Below are 22,366 nucleotides of genomic sequence, written 5' to 3' on the forward strand. Positions count from 1 at the left end.
CCAAACGCTGATAGGCTTATCCCGGCCAACGGGAAACAGCACTCTTCAATTGTTGAAGAGTGCTGTTTGACTTGTATATATTTCGGGAAGTTAGCGTGATCAGGAACCATGCAGGGAGAATGCTGCCTGCATGGGAGGTGCTGACCAAACTAAGTGGATTTTCGCAGCTTAGTTCTTTAACATATGCCTTTTTTGAGAATTTAGGTGGAAAAACGCTACTTAGTTTTGCAGAATTAGCTCCTAAACGTGGTAAGAGCCTGAATTAAATGGCATTTTTCCACTAAGTTATTATGAATATTGGAAAATAGTAGAATTAAGTGCCGAAAATCCATCTAGTTCACCGGCCAGCTCTTGAGCGGCAGAAGGCAGTCTTTACAAAACCGCCTTAATTGCGGTATACCCGTAAGCCGGGAGCTTGACAGACAATGTGCCGCGTTCTGCACGCAGGGAATCACCGGTGAACAGGTTTTCCCAGCTGCGCTCCTCAACGCCCAGCCGGAAGGTCTGGGCCGTTTCTTCCGTATTCATAAGAACGATGATGATTTCGTCGCCCAGGCTGCGTTCGAAGGCAATTTTGCTTCCGCTGCGGCCGGCTTCAAGGAATTTGAAGGAGCCGCCGCGCAGGGCAGGATGGCTGCTGCGGATAGAGATCAGCTTCTGATAGAAGCTGAACAGGTCATGATCCTGCTTGGCAGGGTCCCATTCCATGCATTTGCGGCAGCCCGGATCGTTGTCGCCGTCGAGGCCGACTTCATCGCCGTAATAGATGCAAGGCGTGCCCATGAAGGTGAACTGGAACAGCGCAGCCAGCTTAAACTTCTTCTTGTCGCCGCCGGCCAGAGTCAGGAGGCGGGCGGTATCATGGCTGTCCAGCAGATTGAAGGCAACCTCGCTGGCCTGCAGCGGATAACGCGACAGCTGCTTGCCGATTGCATTGGCAAAGGCTTCAGCGTCAAGGGTGCCGCCAATAAAGAAGTCAAGAACAGCATCCGTGAACGGATAGTTCATTACGGCATCGAATTTGTCCCCCTCCAGCCAAGGAGCGGATTCATGCCAGATTTCACCGAGAATGTAGGCTTCCGGGTTAGCGGCTTTGACAACCTTGCGGAATTCGCGCCAGAAGCCGTGATCCACTTCGTTCGCCACATCCAGGCGCCAGCCGTCGATGCCTACCTCTTTGATCCAATACTCTGCCACTTTAAGCAGATATTCCTTGACCTCAGAATTCTCTGTATTGAGCTTAGGCATATGCGGTTCGAACGAGAAGGCATCATAATTCGGAATATTATCCACGACCTGAAGCGGGAACTCGCGGACATGGAACCAGTCCTTATAACGGGAGTTCTCACCGTGCTCCAGCACATCCACGAACGGGGCGAAGGTTCTGCCCGAATGGTTGAATACAGCGTCCAGCAGCACGCGGATTCCGCGTTCGTGGCAGGCGCTGACCAGCTTTTTGAGCGTTTCGACATCGCCGAAATGCGGATCGACCTTCATATAGTCTTCGGTATCGTATTTGTGGTTGGTGGTCCCGGCAAAGATTGGCGTGAAATAGATGCCCGTTATCCCCAGCTCTGTCAGATGATCGAGGTGATCGATAACCCCTTGCAGGTCTCCGCCGAAGAAATTTTCGGGGGTAGGCGTTCCGCCCCACGGCTGCACATTCTCCGGATTCAGGCCGGGGTCACCGTTGGCAAAGCGTTCAGGGAATATCTGATAAAAAATAGCATCTTTAACCCAGGCTGGCGGGGTGAAGACATCTCCGCGGTTTATGTAGGGGAATTCGAACAGCCGGTTAGGGTTTGCCGGACGCTCCGTCTGAAAATCGCTTTCTGTCATCCAAATGCGTTCATGTCCCTTTTGCAGCAGAAATCCGTATTTCAGGCGGCGGTACAGGGGAACGGATTCACATTCCCAGTAATCGAACATTGCATCACTGGTGAACAGCTTCATTGGAATGAGTTCTTTAGTAGTGTCCCATGCATATTTATCCCCGGCCCAGGCGAATACTTCAGTCAGGTCACCTTTTTTGGCACGCAGACGGAGATGGATGGTTTCATAGTCATAGGCGTAAGACCAGTTTAACCGCGGGCGGTGATATACAGCTTCAAGTAACATGATAATTCCTCCTAAAAGTTTTGTGAGCTGCGCTTCCAGAGATCCTTCGTACAAAACTGGCTTCGAAAGCTTAGGCTTAGTTTTGTGAGCTGCGCTTCCAGAGATCCTTCAGACTAAAACCGGATAAATATGTGAAGAAACAGGCGTTATGCCTGTATGGCACCATCTTTGCGCCACAGTTGCACATATTAATTGCGAAATTTGCCCATAGCAAAAAGGCACAACTCCAGCCTAAGCTTGTCCGAGGTTGTCCCTGATAAGTAACATTGCCTTTTGATTGTTGTAAGAACAAGGGCGCATGCTTCCTCTGCCGCCGGCAGGGCTGGCTGCTCATAATGGTTTGGATTATAGCATGGAATATATGGCCGTACAATACTATTGTTCAAACCATTGCACTATTTTTCACGAGCGGCACAGCATTTCTGTACTCAAAATAAGAAAAAGTACACCTTTATCACAGTGTTTTATTGCAGGAGTGACTGATTTTGGCCAAACCTTATGCTATTAAAGTTGTATTTGAGAGTAAATAAGAGTAATCCTGTGAAATACGAAGATAATTGTTTGTTAACCCGTGTTAAATGGGTTATATGGGCAAATATACACTGTGCAAACGTTTTAACAATTAACATTACTGTTGTATTATGAATTTATGAATGAAGCGCTTTCTAGAACTTGTTGAAGCGTATTCAGAAGGATGGTTGACAGGCACATACATTTTTTTTGACTCTTCTGAAATCGTTTGCGCATGTTCTGCAGCATCATCTCAAGTACAAAAAGCGATATACAAAATCGGGAGGGGTTAAAGTAATGAAGTTGAAAAAACTCATGGTTATCACCGCAGCGGTTTCAATGGCAGCGTCCATTTCAGCATGCGGCTCCGGCAACAACAATAACGGGGGTAACGCAGCAGCAACGAATGCACCGGCAGATACCACGGCCACTAACGCACCTGCTACAAACAGCGGCGAGGCTGTAACTGGTGAGGTCGTACCTGAAGAAGGCGCATCGCTGGTTGTATGGGAAAGTAAAGAAGAGAGAAAATTTGCTGAAGAAATCGCCAAGCAGTTTACTGAGAAATACAATGTCCCGGTTAAGATTGAAGAGATTCCGCCGCCAGACCAAGTGGGCAAGCTGACACAGGATGGACCTTCCGGACTGGCTGCAGACGTTATCCTGATTCCGCATGATAACCTTGGTAAAGCCGCAAGCGCGAGCCTGCTGCTGCCAAATGATATTTTTGCCGAGCAGACCAAAGCTGAAAATACTGAAGCTTCCATCGTAGGTTCCTCCTATGACGGTGAACTGTACGGATACCCTAGAGCGGCTGAAACTTATGCCCTCTACTACAATAAGACACTGTTGCCTGAAGCACCGAAATCCTTTGATGACGTTCTTGCCTTCAGCAAAACCTTCACTAACAAAGACCAGAACAAATACGGCATTATGTGGGAAGTCGGCAACATGTACTACGGCTACACCTTCATTGCAACTACCGGCGGTTACTTGTTCGGTAAAAACGGCACTGACAAGGATGATATCGGCCTGAACAACGAAGGTGCTATCGAAGGTCTGACTGCATTCGCCAAAATCAAAGAAGCACTGCCGGTCAAGAGCGGTGACATCAGCGCTGACATCAAGCGCGCCCTGTTCACCAGCGGCGACGTAGCCATGGACATCACAGGTCCTTGGGAGCTTGCAGCTTACAAAGAAGCGCTTGGCGACAACCTGGGTGTTGCACCGGTACCAACCATTAATGGCAAACAGGCGATTACTTTCTCCGGTATCAAAATTTTCGGGGTTAACGCTTATACGCAGTATCCGAACGCAGCCAAGCTGTATGCACACTTTGCTTCCAGCAAAGATTCACAGCTGACCCTGAACAAGCTGGTCGGTTCCATCCCTACTAACAATGAAGCACTTGCAGATCCGCAGATCACAGGCGACCCTTATGTATCCGCCTTTGCTGAACAGGCCAAGAGCTCCCAGCCAATGCCTTCCATCCCTGAAATGGGTAACGTATGGGCTCCTGTAAATGCTGCACTCCCTGAAATCTGGGATAACAATGCTGATCCAAAAACAGCAATGGACAAAGCAGTTCAACAAATTAAAGATCTTAACAACGGTGCAAAGTAAGACCATGAATGCGTAGCAGTGAACAACCAATAGCAAACTGTGGAATGAATCGCCCGCCGAAGCTTCACCGGCGGGCAGTTTCCTGAATTCCGCGCGGAGAGGAGAACGGAAGGGAAATGCAGCGACACCGTACGAGAGCCGCAATACTGTCGACCGTATTTATGGGATTGGGACAAATATATAACCGCCAATTCATCAAGGGTATTATCTTCTTAGCAGTAGAGGCGTTAGGCCTTATCTATTTCATCAACAACCTTGGAAGAGCCATTTGGGGCATTACCACACTGGGAGATACTCCAAACCGTCTTGAAAAAGTAAACGGCATTGCCAAAATGGTCGCAGGTGACCACTCCATCTTCATTATGATTGAGAGTTTGATTACTCTCCTGTTTTTTGTCATTATACTGTGTGCCTGGTATATAAACATTAGAGATGCTTATAAGATCGGAGCGGCACGTGATGCCGGTCTTGAGTCCAATACATTCAAGCAGACGGTCAGATATATTCTGGATTATAAATTTGCCCAGACGTTTCTGATTCTTCCCAGCATAGGCATTTTATTCTTTACGATCATGCCGATTATCTTTATGATCATGCTTGCCTTCACCAACTTTGCTGCACCGGATCATATTCCGCCTGCCAAGCTGGTTGACTGGGTCGGCTTTGAAACGTTCCGCAATCTGCTGTTTCTGAAAACATGGAGCGAAACCTTCTATGGCGTATTAACGTGGACGATCATCTGGGCGGTGCTCTCGACGGTTACTACATACTTCGGCGGCGTGCTTGTGGCGCTGCTGGTGAACCAGAAGGGAATCCGCTTCAAAGGCTTCTGGAGAATTATTCTGATTGTTCCGTATGCGGTTCCGCAGATGATCTCGCTGCTGCTCATGCGCAACCTGTTCAACGGGCAATTCGGTCCGATTAACCAGTATCTGGGCTATTTCGGGCTTGGCGGACTGCCATGGCTGACCGATCCGTTCTGGGCTAAGGTAACGGTTATCCTCGTTAATATGTGGGTGGGGATACCGGTATCCATGCTGCTGGTAATGGGTGTACTGACTACTATCCCGCGTGATATGTATGAAGCTGCTGAAGTAGACGGTGCTACAAACTATCAGAAATTCCGGATCATTACACTTCCAATGATTCTGTTCTCAACCGCACCTACACTGATCATGCAGTTTGCCGGCAACATCAATAACTTTAACGCCATTTACCTGCTGACAGGCGGTGCCCCGGTTAACGGTAACTATCAATACGCCGGCTCAACCGACTTGCTGGTCACCTGGCTGTACAAATTAACATCTGACCAGAACAAAAATAATATGGCTTCCGCAATCGGGATTATCATCTTTATCATTGTGGCCGGATTCTCCCTGTACAATTACCGCCGGACCAAGTCATTTAAAGAGGAGGATATGATCCAATGATCGGACGCAAATTCGCGAATTTCGTACGCCTGGCAGCAAGCTATATTATTCTGATTGTTTTGGCGGTTGGAGCGCTGTATCCGGCTCTGTGGATTCTTCTGGCCTCTTTCCGTCCGGGGAAATCCCTGTACAGTAAGACACTTATTCCCGAGCAGTTCACTCTTTCCCATTATAAAGAGCTGTTTACTTCAGATGTGTACATGTTCGGCACCTGGTACACCAACACGCTGAAGATTGCCGTATTTTCCATGCTGATCGGCGTTTTGTTAACACTTCTAACAAGCTACGCCCTGTCAAGATTCCGGTTCAAAAGCCGCAAGACCACGATGTCAACCCTGCTGATTCTCGGAATGTTCCCGGGCTTCATGAGTATGATTGCCATCTACCTGCTGCTGAAGCAATTCGACCTGCTTGATACGCATCTGGCCCTGATTATTGTGTATGCAGCGGGAGCGCCGCTGGGAGGAACCTTGATTGCCAAAGGCTTCCTCGATACCATACCGCGTTCACTGGATGAAGCGGCACGGATTGACGGTGCGAGCAACTTCGGGATTTTTACCCGGATTATCCTTCCGCTGTCCCGTCCGATGATTACCTATATGGCGCTGACCCAGTTTGTCGGCCCGTGGGTGGACTTCATCTTTGCCAAGCTGGTTCTGCGGACCAAGGAGAACTGGACGGTTGCAGTCGGGATGTGGGATATGGTCAACAGCCAGCAGAATTCGAACTTTACGCTGTTCGCTGCAGGCGCTGTAATGATCTCCGTTCCGATTATGATCCTGTTCGGCTTCCTGCAGCGTCTGCTGGTTGACGGTCTGACCGCCGGCGCGAGCAAAGGATAAACACAGCAACTTTAGAGCATTCCATGAAAACAGGGTACACCTTTATGCAGTTCAGTAAGGGGGTACCCTGTTTATTTCTGTCATGAGGAGAGAGAGCCTGATGAAACGGCCGCGAAACGTTCAATTTAAATCGGTAGGCGTCAAATTGTTTGTTATTCTCTTCAGTACCATTGTCCTGCTGTCCACCGTGCTTGGAATCACCTCTTACTATGCAGCCAAAGGCATTATTACGGATGAAGTAGCAGCAGCCTCCTCTCAATCGATCGTTCAGGCAGCGGACAAGCTGGATTTTTTGTTTGCAGAATATGAAGCGTTATCAAGACAGTTTGCAGTTGATTCTGCACTGAAGGCGGATATGGAGCTGGTAAATGATCCGGCGGCCGGAACGGTAGCCAAGGTAGCAGCCGAGGACCGCATCCGCCGCAAGCTTGATTCGGTAAAAGGGTCAGACGACCGGCTGATCGCCATACGGCTTGTATCCAGAAGCCTGGTGGATGCGCAGTCATACAAATCGGCCGGAGTCAGTGCTGTCCGGGGCGGTGAGGAGATTCAGTCTAGAATTAAAAAGATCGACGAAGGTAAGGGCCGGCCGGTCTGGTTCCCGGTAATGGATAAAGGGTTCTTCGGGATGTACAGCGAGTCATCCATGACCATGGGCCGGCTGCTGCGCAATATTCAAAATCCGGCTGCCGAATATTATATGCTCATAGAGATTAAAGGAAGCGCCTTGACGGATGTGCTGTCTAATCTCCACATCGGTCAGACCGGAGAAATCCGTATTCTGGACCCGCAGAGCAGCATTGTATATGGAGCGGACAATGCGCTGCTTGGACAGGCCTCATACATACAAGCCGCCACAGAACCACAGGACGGGCAGGAACAGTCTTTTACAGCCAAGGATGAACAAGGCGAGTCCCAGCTGGTAGTCTACCAGCCCCTTGCTACAGGTGGATGGACCCTTCTCGGATACGCCCCGGTCAGTGATTTTACCAAATCCGCTGATAAGCTGCTCTATATTACCTTGGCTGTAGTGCTTGCAGCAGCTCTCATTGCGCTGCTGATCGGTTATGTTCTGGTGCGTCTGATCGGACGCCCGTTGGGCAAGCTGGCCAGGCTGATGGAAGAAGGCGAGCGGGGCAATCTGCAGGTCCGGACGAATTTCAAAGGTCAGGATGAAATTGGACGTCTGGGCCACAGCTTCAATAAGATGATGGAACAGATCTCCCTTCTGGCCGGCCAGAGCAGCAGATCGGCGGCTGAAGTGCTGGCAACCTCGGAGCAGCTGGTGAGAGCATCCGGCGCAACCTCCAATCATGCAAAAGAGGTTGCAGAAGCAACCGGGGAAATTGCGCAGGGGGCAGCCAGCCTGGCTGCTGAAGCTGAGGCCAGCAACCGGAATGTGGAGCTGATGGGCGCCAAGATGCAGGAGGTGGCCGGAATCAATTCCATTATGGACAGTACGGCAGAGCGGGTATTGACGGTCAGTGACCAGGGAGCCGGGCTGATGCGGACGCTGGTCGAGCAGAGCGAATCCACAGTCCAGATGATGAATCTGATTCAGGAGAACTCTGCTATGCTGCAGGAGAGCACCCATTTGATCCGCAGTATCCTGAGCCCGATGATAGCCGTCAACAAGCAGACGAATATACTGGCGCTGAACGCTTCAATTGAAGCGGTCCGTGCAGGGGCGGCAGGTAAAGGGTTTATTGTTATTGCCGATGAGATCAGGGGCCTGGCGAACCAGTCCAATCAATCCATCCAGTCCGTCTCCAGAATAACAGAGGAGATCAGCCGCCATATTGAAAATACAGTAAAGGTCGTAAGCGAAGCCGGGCCGCTGTTCCGGGAGCAGATTACATCCGTTCGGGAATCTTCTATTATATTTGAGAGTGTCCGGACGGAAATGGAAGCTTTCCTGGAGCTGATCGGCCAATCCTCTGCCTCCGTCGCCGAGCTGGGCAGATTCCAGCGCCAATTCGGTGAATCGATGGCCAGCGTAACTTCGGTTGTGCAGCAGACCAGCGCATCCACTCAGGAGGTAGCTTCGATGTCATCGCAGCAATTCATTGTCAGCGAAGAGCTGGTTGCGCTCTCGGCGAAGCTGGAGGAGCTGGCGGAGAATCTGAAGCAGTCACTGGTTTCTTTTGAAGGCTGACTATATAGAGCCGAGATCCGCTGCACCGCTGCAGATAAACCTTGCAGCTGATACAACAAGCCTTTGTCACCGTTACTGTTACGGGGACAGAGGCTTGTTTGCTGGCCAAGGGTTATTGTATTGTACAAAGTACAGCTTAGTTTAGCGGTATACCGGCAAGCACCGGCTGCAAGATGGAAGGGAGTGAACAGCATGAATGAGCTAAGCGGGAGCCTGTTTCAGCACTCTCTGCTGGAGAAGGAGTACAGCCCGCATTTTTTTGCTTATTATTATAAGCAGTGGGATCAATATACAATGCCGTTCCATCAGCATAACTCAACTGAAATAATGTATGTCATTTCCGGAAGCTGCGCGGTGGATGTCCAGAGTGCTTCAGGTCAAGAGGAGCGGTTCAGATTGAAACGAAGTGAGCTGATTATGCTCGACGCCAATGTTCCGCACCGGCTGATCGTTGAACCGGGCAGCGCCTGCCGGATGCTGAATGTCGAGTTTGGCTTTGCTGAGCACAAGGGAGTGGCACCGTCACTCAGCAGGCTGGCCCGGGAGGAAGGAGAACTGGCTGATTTTTTGCAAAAACCGTTCATCAGCCTCGTGCTGTCTGATCCGGAGGAAGTCTTTCATGTACTGAAGGCGCTGGTGCTGGAACTGGACCAGTATGGCAAGGAGGGAGGCAGCCTCGTTCAGCTGCTGTTCGCGGAGCTGCTGCTCCGGCTCTCCAGGCTGCACCGCGAACGGCTGATAGCCAGTCAGCAGCCCTCCCAGCTCTATGTGCGGCGGGCCATCGAATTCCTGCACCAGAATTATGACCGCAGTATTCAGGTCAAGGAGGTTGCAGCGGCTGTCAATGTACATCCCGGGTATCTGCACCGCATTTTCAAGGCGCAGACAGGCAAGACACTGACCGATTATCTCAACCTGCTGCGGATGGAGAAGGCTAAAATGCTGCTCGGACAGAGTGAGATCCCGGTGGCGGAGATTGCCGATTATGTCGGAATCAGCAGCAGACAGTATTTTCATCTGCTGTTCAAAAAGTATGCCGGTGTCACTCCGGTCGAATTCCGTAACTCCATCGAGCGTTATTCATGGAGTGAAATCAGCTCTTTTACAGACAAAAGGTGAGAATTGTTGACAGTCTAACAGTAAACTGGTCATGATATTGGTTACGCTTCCGTTAGTCTCCTTGCTACAATGGACAGGTAGAATAACCTTTAACGGAGGATGATATCGATGTCTTTTAAAGTGACCTTTATCGGGGCAGGCAGTATCGGATTTACCCGCGGACTGCTGCGCGACCTGCTTACTGTAGCGGAATTCCGCAATATTGAAGTATCCTTTATGGATATTAACGTCCACAATCTGCAGATGGTGACCGAGCTGTGCCAGCGGGATATCACAGAGAACGGCCTGTCGATCACGATCAAGCCCACCACTGACCGCAAAGAGGCGCTGAAGGATGCCAAGTACGTATTTTGTACAATCCGTATGGGCGGGCTTGAGGCGTTTGCCACCGATGTGGATATTCCGCTGAAGTACGGGGTGGATCAATGTGTGGGTGATACGCTGTGTGCCGGCGGGATCATGTACGGGCAGCGCGGAATTGCTGAAATGCTGGAGATCTGCCGTGATATCCGTGAAGTGGCTTCGCCGGATGTGCTGCTGCTCAATTACTCCAACCCGATGGCCATGCTGACCTGGGCCTGTAACAAATACGGCGGTGTCCGGACGATCGGCTTATGCCATGGTGTACAGCATGGACATCACCAGATCGCTGAAGTATACGGGCTGGAGAAATCCGAAGTGGACATCATCTGTGCCGGGATTAACCATCAGACCTGGTATATCTCGGCCAAGCATAAGGGCAAGGATCTGACGGCAGGCCTGCTGGAAGCGTTCGAGCGTCATCCGGAATTCAGCCGGACAGAGAAGGTGCGGATTGATATGCTGCGCCGGTTCGGCTACTACAGCACGGAATCCAACGGCCATCTGAGTGAATATGTGCCATGGTACCGCAAACGCAGCGGCGAAATCATGGACTGGATTGATCTCGGCAGCTGGATTAACGGCGAAACAGGAGGTTACCTGCGGGTGTGCACCGAGGGACGCAACTGGTTCGAGACGGATTTTCCGAACTGGATGAAGGACCCTGCGCTGGAGTATACGGCGGAGAACCGCGGGGAGGAGCACGGCTCCTATATTATTGAAGGGCTTGAGACAGGCCGGGTCTACCGGGGCCACTTCAATGTAGTGAACAATGGCGTAATTGCCAACCTGCCTGCAGATGCTATTATCGAAGCTCCGGGATATGCGGATCATAACGGCATCTCGATGCCGCTGGTCGGTGAATTGCCGCTCGGTCCGGCTGCGGTCTGCAATGTCAGCATATCGGTACAGCGTCTGGCGGTTGAAGCGGCGGTGCACGGGGACGATCAGCTGCTGCGCCAGGCGTTCATGATGGACCCGCTGGTCGGGGCAGTCTGCAATCCGAAGGAAATCTGGCAGATGGTCGATGAGATGTTAGTTGCCGGGGAGCAGTGGCTGCCGCAGTACAAGACGGCGATTGCCGCGGCGAAGGAACGCCTGGCTTCAGGCAACCTGATTCCTACCCGTTCAGATAACGAAGGGGCAGCACGCCTGAAAGTGAAAACCGTAGAAGAAATGCAGCAGGACCGCGATGCCGCCAATAAAAATGCCGGTGAATCCGACAAGGGCAAGGACCGCGAGAAGGTGCACTAAACCAAATAGAAGGCCGGTAGCAGGGAATGTCTGCTTTCGGCCTTTTTTATATAAGAGAATTGAAGCCTTACTCCCGGATCAGCTGGTCATTTTGCAGCTTCGTTATCTTTTTGCGGATAGGTCTGCTGATTGAAATGAAAAACAGGCTTAGCACGATAAGGAGCAGCCCCATGACCAGATTAATCCTGTTGAGGGCAGTGGGGTTGTTCACAAACATCAGGGAGATGTTGAGCAGGCCAATAATCAGCTCCATCATCGCCAGGGACATCCACAGGCGGTTGATTCTTTTATAGTGCCGGATCTTGGAATCAAGATCGGAATAGATGCTGAATGCACCCTCAGATGCCTTTCTTCTGAAGATCACCCAGCGCAGGTTGCTGTAATTAAGCATGCCCCATAACCATTTGCCCGTAGGCACCAGCTCTGCCCCGGTCTCTTTCATAAACTGCAGATATTCGGCAGCCTCCGGTCCTTTCGGATCTTCCTTCAGCAGCTCAATACGGTAGATATATTCCCCCTTGCCGCTTTCCTCAAAGGTGTACCTTGCCCAGGAATATTCACTAAGTGCTAGCCCTTTGGCAGCCATCTCATTCAGCCATTCCTCTTCCTTTTCAAAATCACTGAAAAATCTGTGTTTTACGAGACTCATTCCGGGTCACCTCCTATAAGCTTTTTGCCGTTCGCCAGCAGCTCGTCAAGTCTGGCCATTTCAGTCCGGACTGCAATCCGGCCGTCCTCCGTAATTCTGTACTCCTTCTTGCGGGAATCCTGTACACCCTGCAGCAGCTCGATCCAGCCCCGCTCCACCAGTGTGCTCAGCGCCCCGTATAATGTGCCTGCGCCCAGCTCAACCCGCTCATTGCTCAGCAGCTTCACATTCTGCATAATGCCATAGCCGTGCATCGGGGTGAGCAAGGATAAAAGAATATAATATACCCCTTCCGTTAAGGCTCCGTAATCTTTATTGTCCGGCACTCCGGATCACCTCTTTCCTGATATACCGTCAAACGTTATATCGTCAACCGATATAACAACTATATCGTCTGCCGATATAGATGTCAACAGGCATTAATACGCAAAAAAACCTCATCCGCAGAGGGAGGAGGTTTCAGGTATGCCTAAGGTTACTTTACAGGGCTTCTTTTGCCAAAAAAGGTCTTGAGCGCCTGGTACACTTCTTTCTTATCCTTGATGACATAATGCATGAACTGCTCCTGCTTCAGATGGCGGTAGGCGGACATCAGCGTGCTGCTGCGGTTATACTGGTTCACTTCGCCGTAGCCGAACATGTTGCTGCGCTTCAGCAGCTCGCCGATCAACTTGACGCAGCGTTCGTTATCGGAGGTCAGATTATCCCCGTCAGAGAAGTGAAAGGGATAAATATTATATTTGGCCGGCGGGTAACGGCTGTCGATAATTTCGATCGCCTTCTGGTAGGCCGATGAACAGATTGTACCCCCGCTCTCGCCCCGGGTGAAGAAATCATGCTCACTGACTTCCTTGGCTTCAGTGTGATGGGCCAGGAAGACAATATCCACCTTCTCGTACTGGCGGCGCAGGAAGCGGGTCATCCAGAAGAAGAAGCTGCGGGCGCAATATTTTTCGAAGGTGCCCATACTGCCTGAAGTATCCATCATTGCAATAATAACCGCATTGGAGTGAGGGACCGTGACATCATCCCACGTTTTATAGCGCAGGTCATCGGGGCTGATGCTGTGGATGCCCGGCCGGCCGCTGCTGGCATTGCGCCGCAGATTCTCCAGCAGGGTACGCTTCTTGTCGATGTTCGACATCATGCCCTTCTTGCGGATATCGTTGAATACAATTGACTTGACCTCAATTTCTTCCTTGTCCTTGGGGGCCAGATGCGGAAGCTCCAGATCCTGAAACAGAATGTCCTCCAGATCCTCCAGATTGACCTCTGCTTCAATGGTGTCCTGGCCCGGCTGGTCCCCGGCCTTGTCGCCTTTGCCCGGCTGGGAGGACTGGGAGTCACGGCCGAGCACATCGCCCACCTGGCTGTCTCCGTCCCCCTGGCCGACATGCTTTTGCTTGCGGAAATTATAGATAATCCGGTATTCATCCAGACTGCGGATAGGCACCTTTACAATCTGCTTGCCGTCAGACATGATAATGTTCTCTTCGGTAACCAGGTCCGGCAGATTATCCTTGATGGCTTCCCTGACCTTCTGTTGGTGACGTTCCTGATCCTGATGGCCTTTACGGTGAAGGGACCAGTCTTCTTTCGAGACAACAAACGCATACGGCTCCGGTGATTGCGGCAGGATGACCACCTCCCATGAAATATAAATCAGTCGATGCACAAGCCTTAGTCCGCTTAAAGGGTTGTAACTAAAGTATATTCATGGGGATGGGGGATATGTGAACTGTCTTTATTCACTGATTTCTTCAATACTCAGACGGTAAGTGTTGGATCTTGCTTCACCTGAATAGCGGCGGTCTTCAATGGTATAGACATAGAGAGCCGCTGAATTACCCTGAAGGGTGTTACCCATGTAGTCGATGTTGATCCTCACACTGTAGGTCAGGTGAACGCTCTGTCCCGGCTCAAGGATCCCGAGAGGTACAGCGCCGCTATACGGTGTAACCGGTGCAGCGACTAAGCTGGTCGTAACTATATCAGGATCAATGACCGTGCCTTGCGGGACAATCCGGATTACGGTTACATCCGCAGGGTAATTGCCGCTGTTCGTAACATGGATTTTGAATTCGGCAATGCTCCCGTGCTCGACAACCGGCGGCTCTCCGCTCATTTGAATGGTAATGATCGGAGCATAGAGCAATGTGATGACCGTATTGGACCTGGCGTTCTGCCTGACGCTCCGTCCGTCCGGAAGAGTGTAGGTATACACAGTATTTCCCTGGTTCTGTACAGCGGGCAATTCAAGAATATCAGTAGCAGCGGGTACAGACACGAGAAAAGCAACATGAACGGCTGCTCCCGGTCTTACCGTGCCTAGCAGAACGCCATCCCCCGGCCGCACACCCGGACGGGGCACTCCGTTTACCTGTATACTGTCCCAGATAAACAGGGTGCCGGCGGGGATGGTATCGGTCAGTACAGCTTCCACTGCCAGATTGCCGCTGTTACGGACCGTAAATTCATACCGGAGATTGTCGCCTGGAGTGGCATTATGGCGGTCTACCTTCAGGCTCACATGGATACCTGCCTGCACAATTGTAATGGCTACGGTGTTACTTTCCACCTGTTCGGCATCCTCATCGACAATGTAGGAGAGTGTCGCGTTAGTTACAAGTACGGATTCCGGCGGGACTGAGCTGACCCGTACCCGGAAGGAGATTTCCGCCGCGGCACTGGCGCTCAGGGTTCCTAGCGGAATTCCGGCAGCAGGGTCCGCTTCTGGTGAATAGACTCCCCCGGCGATTACACTTCCGGGGATAAACACGGCGCCCTCCGGCACAGGGATGACTGCAGAAACAGCGGTTAGCGGCCGTACACCCTCGTTTCTCAGCAGCAGCGTGTAGGTGATCACATCCCCGATGAAGGAGGTCGGGGTGTTTACAGTAAGCAGGATAGAGAGCTGATAAGACAGCAAAGGTACCGTAACGATGTTCGAGCTGAGCTCCCCCTGCACCATTCTGCCGCCCGGAGTGACAAAGGAATAGTTGCCGGTTGCGGCATTCTGCAGCTCAAGAGAAGGCGGAAGCGAAACGACGACAACCTGGAAAGCAACTGTAACCTGGCTGTGCGGGGCAACCGCATCAAGCGGGATGCCAGCCTCCGGAGATACGCCGGGCAGCGGCACACCATCTCTTATTACGCTGTTGGCAATAAACGATACCCCTGCGGGAAGGGTATCCACAATGGTAACCAGCGCAGGAAGATTGCCGCTGTTGCCCGCCGTGATGGTATAAACCAGTGTTTCCCCAAGGGAAACACTGGTTTTGTCTGCACTTTTGACCAGAGAGAGAACAGGACCTACAACCTGTGTATTGACGGTGTTGGAGAAGGTGATTCCGTCATTTCCTGACGCTGAGCTGAACAGCACCATGGATTGATTCGTCACGACGGGCTGCAGATTCGGGCCGGGTGTCATACCTCAATTACCTGTACCTGGAAGGTTACTGTCGATGAGGCTCCTGCTGCAATGGTGCCGATTACGATACCGGCTGCAGGGTTGGCATTTGGCCGCTGAACACCATCAACGGTTACACTGCCTATTACAAACTGGCTGCCGGCAGGGATCGGGTCAACCAGTACGACATTGTTAACAGCGACAATGCCGTTGTTGGTAACCACAATGGTGTAGTTGATAAGGTCGCCGACTACCGCATCAATCGCCGGAGTGCTCTTAACGGCTGTAACGTCCGGAGATGAGACCGGAATGACGAGCACATTGGAGAGTGAGGAACCGGAGAGCAGGCGTCCGTCCGGCGGAGTGAAGGTGAAGCTGGAAGCTGCCTGGTTGACGAGCTGCTGCGGTGACGGCAGGGAGGCTACGGTTACCTGCAGAGTAATCGTTACTGTAACAGTCGCTCCGGCTGCTACCGTACCTATGGCAATGCCTGTTGCAGGATCTGCCCCCGGCTGCGGCACGCCATTGATCAGAACGCTGTTAGCGACGAATACAGCACCCGGCGGAATAGCGTCTGTTATAGTGACATTAGCCGGCAGATTGCCTGTGTTGTTCACATTCAGGAAGTAAGTGACTGTATCGCCTACAGTAGCATTAGCTGTATCTGCACTCTTAATGACATTGATGAACGGCTGGTATACCGGCGTAATCAGATTGTTGGAATAGGAAGCACCGGAGAAGGCACCGGAGGTGAAGCTTACCGAAGCCTGGTTGTTCAGTACCGTACTGGCAGGCAGGGCATTTACCAGAATGTTGAAGGTAACGGTGGCTGATGCTCCCGGTGCAATGGTGCCGATGGCAATACCATTGGCCGGACTTGCCCCCGGTACCGGAGTGCCGTCTACAACTACGCTACCGGTAACAAAGGAAGCACCTGCCGGTATCGGATCACTGAGCACAACGTTGTTGATCGGCGCAATTCCGTTATTGGTGACGACGACCGTATAAGGGACGGTGTCGCCGATGACGGCATCGATAACGCTGGTGCTTTTGGCAACCGCAACGTTGGGTGAAGATACCGAAATCAGATTAATGTTTGATGAGGCAGTCCGGTTAAAGGTACGGCCGTCAGGCAGCGTGAATGCCAGAGAAATGATAGCCTGGTTGCTGAGCTGCTGGCTCGGCGGCAGCGTGTCGATCAGCACAGAGAAAGTGACGGTCAGCGTTGCCCCGGCAGCAATGGTTCCGAGAGGGACGCCTGTAGCAGGGTCACTGCCGGGAACCGGAAGACCATTGATCAGTACACTATTGGCTACAAGTACAGTGCCGGCAGGGATGGTATCCGTCAGAGTGCCTGTTGCCGGGTAATTCCCTGAATTATTGACGGTAACCGTATAGGTGATGGTGTCGCCGACCGTTGCATTGGTGACATTGGATGATTTGACGGCAGCGACGATCGGCTGATAGACCGGTGTAGTGACGATATTGGAGAAGGCGACATTGGCGAGTGCTCCGGAAGTGAAGCTGACGGAGGACTGGTTGTTAAGCACTCCCCCCGCCGGAAGCGAGGTAACGTTGACCGTAAAGGCGACCGTGACTGAAGCCCCTGGAGCGATGCTGCCGATGGTAACCCCGGTAGCCGGTGAGGCAGCCGGACGCGGTACCCCGTCCACCAGCACACTGCCGGCTGCAAAGGTTGTGCCTGCCGGAAGCGCGTCGGTAAAGACGACATTGTTGACCGCAGCGATGCCGTTATTGGTCAGCACCACTGTATAAGTAATGGAATCGCCGACGGTGGTAGCAGTAGTAGTTGTGCTCTTGACCACGCCAAGATTCGGATTGGATACCGGAATGGTAAATGTATTCGACAGAGCAGACCCGCTGAGCGTCCGCCCGTCCGGCAGGGTAAAGGTGTAGGACGCTGTTCCCTGATTGACAAGCAGCTGAGGCGACGGCAGTGAGGTGATAACAACCGAGAACTGCACCTGTACGCTTCCGGCAGCAGGAATGGTTCCGGCGGCGATGCCTGTGGCAGGATCCGCTTGCGGCAGCGGCAGGCCGTTCACCAGCACGCTGTTTGGAACAAAGGTTGTGCCCGCAGGGATATTATCGGTCACGGTCAGAACAGCAGGATAGTTGCCGGTGTTGCTAACAGTCAGGGAGTAGGTCACCGTATCGCCGACTGTAGCATTGGTGGTACTGGCACCCTTGACGACAGCGATATTCGGCTGAAAGACGGGTACGGCCACCGGATTGGACCAGGTAGAGCCTGAAAAAGAAACCCCGGAGGTATAAGTGACAGTGGCCTGATTATTAATTGAAGCACTTGATGGCACGGAAGTAACGGATACACTGTAGGTAACTGTAGCCGATGCTCCTACAGACAGAGAACCGATGGAAACCCCGCTTGCAGGATTTGCGTTTGGGAACGGAACCCCGTTAACCGAGACACTGCCAGGCAAGAATACAGTACCGGTTGGTGTAGGGTCACTTAGCACCACACTATTAACAGGGTCGATTCCCGCATTAGTTATTATTATTGAATAGGGGATGCTATCTCCAATTGCCGCTGCGGTCGAAGTAGTACTCTTAGCTACTGTAAGATTTGGTGCAGAGACCGCTATTGTTACAATATTGGATAAAGCCGTACCCGTTAACAAGCGTCCGTCAGGTGGAGTAAAGGTATATGTTGCCTGAGCCTGATTGACAAGCTGCTGCGGGGAGGGCAGTGAGGTTATGATAACAATGAAACTGACAGTAACACTGGAACCGGGATTGACGTTACCGACGGCAATCCCGGTATCCGGGGCGGACCCGGGCTGCGGAAAGCCGCCGACTATGACGCTGTTCGGGTCAAAGGTAGTCCCTGCCGGGATATTGTCGGTCAGGGTTACATTTGCCGCAAGATTACCTGTATTGCTGACGACTATGGTATAGATTACTGTATCGCCCACGGTTTCATTAAGTTCGTCGGGACTTTTTACAAGTGAGATCTGCGGCTGTATGACCGGCGTAGTCGTCACGTTTGAGCTGGATGAACCGGAAAAGACCCCGGAGGTAAAGCTGACGGTTGACTGGTTATTAATCTGTGAAGGAATCGGCATTGTAATCCTCACCTCGAATGTTACGGCAACTGATGCCCCTGGGGCCAGACTGCCGATTGGAATGCCGGTGGACGGAACTGATAGCGGCTGGGAGACGCCGCCCACAATTACGGTTCCGGGGATGAAGGCTGCATTCTCAGGCAGGGGATCACTGAGAATGATGTTATTGACAGCGGCAATACCGGTGTTCGTCAGCACGGAGGTGAACGTCAGGATATCACCTGTAACGGCGTCGATGGCATTTACGCTTTTAACGACATTGATATTTGGTGCAGAGACAGGGACGGACAGTGTGTTCGAAACGCTATTCCCCCCAAGCTGCCGGCCGTCCGGCAGGGTGAAGGTATACGAGGCGGCAGCAGAGTTTGGCAGCTGCTGGTTCGGCGGCAGGGCTGTGACGGTGACCAGAAAGCTCACCGTAACGCTGTCGCCGGGCGCGAGCGGACCGACCGGCACGCCGCTTACCAGATTATAGCCGGGCAGCGGTGTGCCGCCGACGATGACGCTGTTAGGCTCAAAGGTCACCTGGGGCGGAAGGCTGTCTGTCAGGTTCAGGGTAGCAGCGATATTGCCTGTGTTACTGGCCAGAATGGAGAAAGACAGGGTGCTGCCTACCGAGGCTTGAACGGCATTGGCGCTTTTGACAAGGCTGATTGCCGGTATAAAGACCGGTGTATTGACAGTGTTGGACAACGCAGTTCCGCTGAATGAGCCGGCGTTAAAGGAGGCGCTGGCCCGGTTGCTTAGCTGCCCGGAAGTCGGAACGGAGGTAGCGTTTACCTGGAAGGTGACGATTACAGTTGCACCCGCAGCGATCGTTCCCAGATTGATGCCGGCGCCGGGATTGGCTGAAGCAGCCGCAGTACCGTTTATGGTGGTACTACCGGCCACAAAAGCGCCTCCGGCCGGAATCGGATCGGAGAGGACCACATTGTTAACCGCCACGCCGCTGGGATTTGCGACTGACACGGTATAGGTGATATATTCTCCGACGGCAATGGCATTCAGGCTGGCGTTTTTCAGCAGATTAATGTTAGGTGCGGATACCGGAATGCTAACCGTATTGGATACACTTGTGCCGGCCAGTGAACGGCCGCTGGGCAGCTGGTAGGTATAACTGCTGCTGCCCTGATCGGTTAGCACCGCCGGTGAAGGCAGCGACTGTACTGACGTCAGAAAGGTCACCGTTACAACTGCTCCCGGTGCTACTGATCCGAGCGGAATACCGGTGAGCGGGGAATCCGACGGACGGACGACGTTGTTCACAATGACACTGCCCGGTACAAAAGCCGAGCCTGCCGGAATGTTATCGCTCAGGGTGACGATAGCAGCAATATTGCCTGAATTTTGCACCTGCAGCGTGTACAGGACATTCCCGCCGACGGTTGCGCTGGACGGGCTGGCGCTTTTGACGATCCCGATGACAGGCTGGAAGACCGGGGTTGTTGTAATATTGGACTGTGTAATGGCGGTGAATGCCCCTGAGCTGTAAGAGGCCGATGAGCGGTTCGAAAGCTGGGAGCCTGCAGGGATTGAAGTGACAGTAACCTGAAACGTGACAGTGACGCTGGTGCCGGGGGGGATAGATCCGATGCTGATCCCTGATGCCGGATCCGCTGTGGGCCGGGCTGAACCGGCGACAACAACACTGCCCGGAACAAAGGTGCTGCCGGCGGGAATCGGATCGGACAGAACAACACTGGTGACGGCAGCAATGCCGTTATTACTGATGACTGAGGTGTAGAGCAGAGTATCCCCTACGGCAACATCAGGAAGGCTGGCGCTCTTGACTACTGATACATTTGGCAGGGTTACAGGTATGGTCAGCGTATTTGAAGCGGCGTTGCCGGGAACGGTACGGCCGTCAGGTACCTGGAAGCTGTATGCAGCCGTTGCCTGATCAACGAGCTGGGGCGGTGATGGCAGGCTGTTAACCACAATCCGGAACTGCACAGTTGAGCTTGCTCCGGCAGCAATGGTGCCGATGGGAATGCCGGTAGCAGGGTTTCCGGCTACAGGTGTGCCGTTAACGGTGAAGCTGCCCGGAACATAGGTGCTGCCTGCAGGGATGTTGTCAGTCAGGGTGGTGGTTGCCCCGATATTTCCTGTATTGGAGATCTGTATTGTGTAGGTAATCTGGTCGCCAACGGTTGCATTAGCGGTGTTGGCGCTTTTGACAAGTCCCAGTACGGGAGAGTATACCGGCAGAGTGTTGGTATTGGACGGGATGACGCCGGACACAACAGGGCCGCCGGCAACGCTTTGAAACGTAAAGGCCGCATTGGCGGTATTTGGAACAAACTGCGGGCTAGGCAGTGAAGTGACCCTTGCCTGATATGTAACGGTCACAGAGGTGCCGAGAGCGAGTGAACCTAAGGGAATGCCTGCTGTTACATCGTAGGTAGGCCTCGAGACCCCGGCGACAACAACACTTCCGGCGACAAAGGTCAGACCGGCCGGCAAAGTATCCGACAGCACAACACTGGCGGCGCTTGCCGTACCGGTATTGCTGACGGTTACGGTGTATGTTACAGTATCGCCGACAATGGTCCCGGTTACGTTGGCGCTTTTGGTAAGGCTGATCTTGGGGGCGTTGATATCAATCTGCAGGGCATTTCCGTTTACTACATAGGCATCACCGGAAGTCGTCAGTGTAAGCAGAGCAGAAGACTGGTTATTAATCAGCCTGGCTGACACATCAACATTCGTAATATCCCAGCCCTGTCGCCCGCCGACAATGTTGCTGCCGGGACTGCCGTTGGTCTGGTTGCGGTTGCCGAATGTGCCGGTGGTATTTAGCGCTCCGGCATCATTGTTAATCTGTGAGGCAAAAAAGTTGTTAGCAAAGTTATTGGGACCGGACAGTGCAACCTGGGTATTGGAGGTAGGGCCAAACAGTGCCTGATCTCCGGAACGGTTGGCATCGCCTTCCTGTGCACTGAACAAAATGCGTCCGCCGAGCGCACCGGTTACAGGGGTAGCAAAGCCTGTAATGGTGGTGACCACAGGTGCTGAAGTCGATTGGACTAGTACAGCACCGGCACGCAGCGACATATTGCGGAAAGGCAGCGCCGGGTTCTGGTAGATGACGCCAAGGGTCCAACCGGCATGGTTGGCTGTAGAATCACCGGAGATCACTATGGTGCCGACTACCCCGGCTACGGTATAGGTTCCGGCTCCGCCGGCCTGAATGACGCTGGTTACATTATTTGAACGCACGTAGGCAGAAGCGCCGCCGCCCAGATCAACCGTGTTGCTGGTGGCTGAATCCGGAGAGACACTGACTGTGTTGCCGGCCGGCGTTGTCAGCGAAACCGGATTATTGATGGCCGCGCTAAGATTGACGGACCCGTTAATATAGGAGCCGCCCCAGATCAGTTCTGCATACAGCACCGTGCTTCCGGCGGGAATCGTCAGAATGGCGGAAGAGCTGTTATTTTGATACAGGCTGGTAGTCCCGGCAGGATAAGTGCCGAAGGTAGAGGCCGTATTGATTGTAGTGAAGGCGCCTATACTGTCCTGTGTGCCCGGTACGCCCGATGTATCCGAACGGCTCAATCCGAGTGTATTGCCTGTAAAAGTAATAGCACCGGTTGCATTGATCGTAGACCGAACGACTAAAGGAATCTTTTTCACCTCCTTCATTGAATACTGCTTATAATCTGCAACGAAAAAAAAGCAGACCGTCACCTGCAGAGACGATGTGCCATCTTTCTTGTGATATATTAGCCTATGAGGGGGAATGAGGTTACTTGTTTGTCCATAGCAAAATTTTTAGTGAAACTCAGGAGGG

General features: G+C 52.4%; 13 protein-coding genes. 7 read left to right on the top strand and 6 right to left on the bottom strand.

Annotated elements, in window-relative coordinates:
• Positions 1-137 precede the first annotated feature (137 nt).
• A complete protein-coding gene (locus AC4G46_RS09705; protein ID WP_491127748.1) occupies positions 138-266 on the top strand; it encodes a hypothetical protein in 129 nt (42 codons plus the stop codon).
• Positions 267-372: 106 nt separating this feature from the next.
• On the opposite strand, the gene AC4G46_RS09710 is transcribed toward AC4G46_RS09705, so the two are convergent.
• Positions 373-2,118, bottom strand: coding sequence for an alpha-glycosidase (locus AC4G46_RS09710; RefSeq protein WP_491127749.1), 1,746 nt, complete (start codon positions 2,116-2,118; stop codon positions 373-375).
• Positions 2,119-2,925: 807 nt separating this feature from the next.
• On the opposite strand from AC4G46_RS09710, the gene AC4G46_RS09715 reads away from it, so the two are divergent.
• The 6 genes from AC4G46_RS09715 (at position 2,926) to AC4G46_RS09740 (ending at position 11,411) form a co-directional block, all read left to right on the top strand.
• Entirely contained in the window at positions 2,926-4,251 is a 1,326-nt protein-coding gene (locus AC4G46_RS09715) for a sugar ABC transporter substrate-binding protein (RefSeq protein ID WP_491127750.1), read from the top strand.
• 116 nt (positions 4,252-4,367) lie between these two features.
• A complete protein-coding gene (locus AC4G46_RS09720) occupies positions 4,368-5,681 on the top strand; it encodes a carbohydrate ABC transporter permease (protein ID WP_491127751.1) in 1,314 nt (437 codons plus the stop codon).
• Entirely contained in the window at positions 5,678-6,523 is an 846-nt protein-coding gene (locus tag AC4G46_RS09725; protein ID WP_179088036.1) for a sugar ABC transporter permease, read from the top strand. The genes AC4G46_RS09720 and AC4G46_RS09725 overlap by 4 nt, the downstream gene beginning before the upstream one ends.
• Before the next feature lie 100 nt (positions 6,524-6,623).
• Positions 6,624-8,678 carry a methyl-accepting chemotaxis protein gene (locus AC4G46_RS09730; protein WP_491127752.1) on the top strand — a complete coding sequence of 685 codons (2,055 nt, stop codon included), beginning with the start codon at positions 6,624-6,626 and terminating at the stop codon, positions 8,676-8,678.
• A gap of 192 nt (positions 8,679-8,870) precedes the next feature.
• Positions 8,871-9,797, top strand: coding sequence for an AraC family transcriptional regulator (locus AC4G46_RS09735; RefSeq protein ID WP_491127753.1), 927 nt, complete (start codon positions 8,871-8,873; stop codon positions 9,795-9,797).
• A gap of 108 nt (positions 9,798-9,905) precedes the next feature.
• Positions 9,906-11,411: an alpha-glucosidase/alpha-galactosidase gene (locus AC4G46_RS09740; RefSeq protein WP_491127754.1), complete on the top strand. Its 1,506-nt coding sequence runs from the start codon at positions 9,906-9,908 to the stop codon at positions 11,409-11,411.
• A 67-nt stretch (positions 11,412-11,478) separates the two neighbouring features.
• On the opposite strand, the gene AC4G46_RS09745 is transcribed toward AC4G46_RS09740, so the two are convergent.
• From AC4G46_RS09745 to AC4G46_RS09765, 5 genes are all read right to left on the bottom strand, one after another.
• Positions 11,479-12,060, bottom strand: a complete 582-nt coding sequence (locus AC4G46_RS09745; RefSeq protein ID WP_491127755.1) for a DUF2812 domain-containing protein — start codon at positions 12,058-12,060, stop codon at positions 11,479-11,481.
• A complete protein-coding gene (locus tag AC4G46_RS09750) occupies positions 12,057-12,386 on the bottom strand; it encodes a PadR family transcriptional regulator (RefSeq protein ID WP_491127756.1) in 330 nt (109 codons plus the stop codon). The genes AC4G46_RS09745 and AC4G46_RS09750 overlap by 4 nt, the downstream gene beginning before the upstream one ends.
• A 149-nt stretch (positions 12,387-12,535) precedes the next feature.
• Positions 12,536-13,696: a sporulation protein YhbH gene (yhbH, locus tag AC4G46_RS09755; protein ID WP_068720605.1), complete on the bottom strand. Its 1,161-nt coding sequence runs from the start codon at positions 13,694-13,696 to the stop codon at positions 12,536-12,538.
• 108 nt (positions 13,697-13,804) lie between these two features.
• Positions 13,805-15,460 (bottom strand): hypothetical protein, encoded by a 1,656-nt coding sequence (locus AC4G46_RS09760; protein ID WP_491127757.1) that lies wholly within the window; start codon positions 15,458-15,460, stop codon positions 13,805-13,807.
• 26 nt (positions 15,461-15,486) lie between these two features.
• Complete coding sequence (locus AC4G46_RS09765; protein ID WP_491127758.1) at positions 15,487-22,218, bottom strand: DUF7507 domain-containing protein; 6,732 nt, start codon at positions 22,216-22,218, stop codon at positions 15,487-15,489.
• Between the last annotated feature and the right edge of the window lie 148 nt (positions 22,219-22,366).

Source organism: Paenibacillus sp. fava2 (assembly GCF_058313675.1).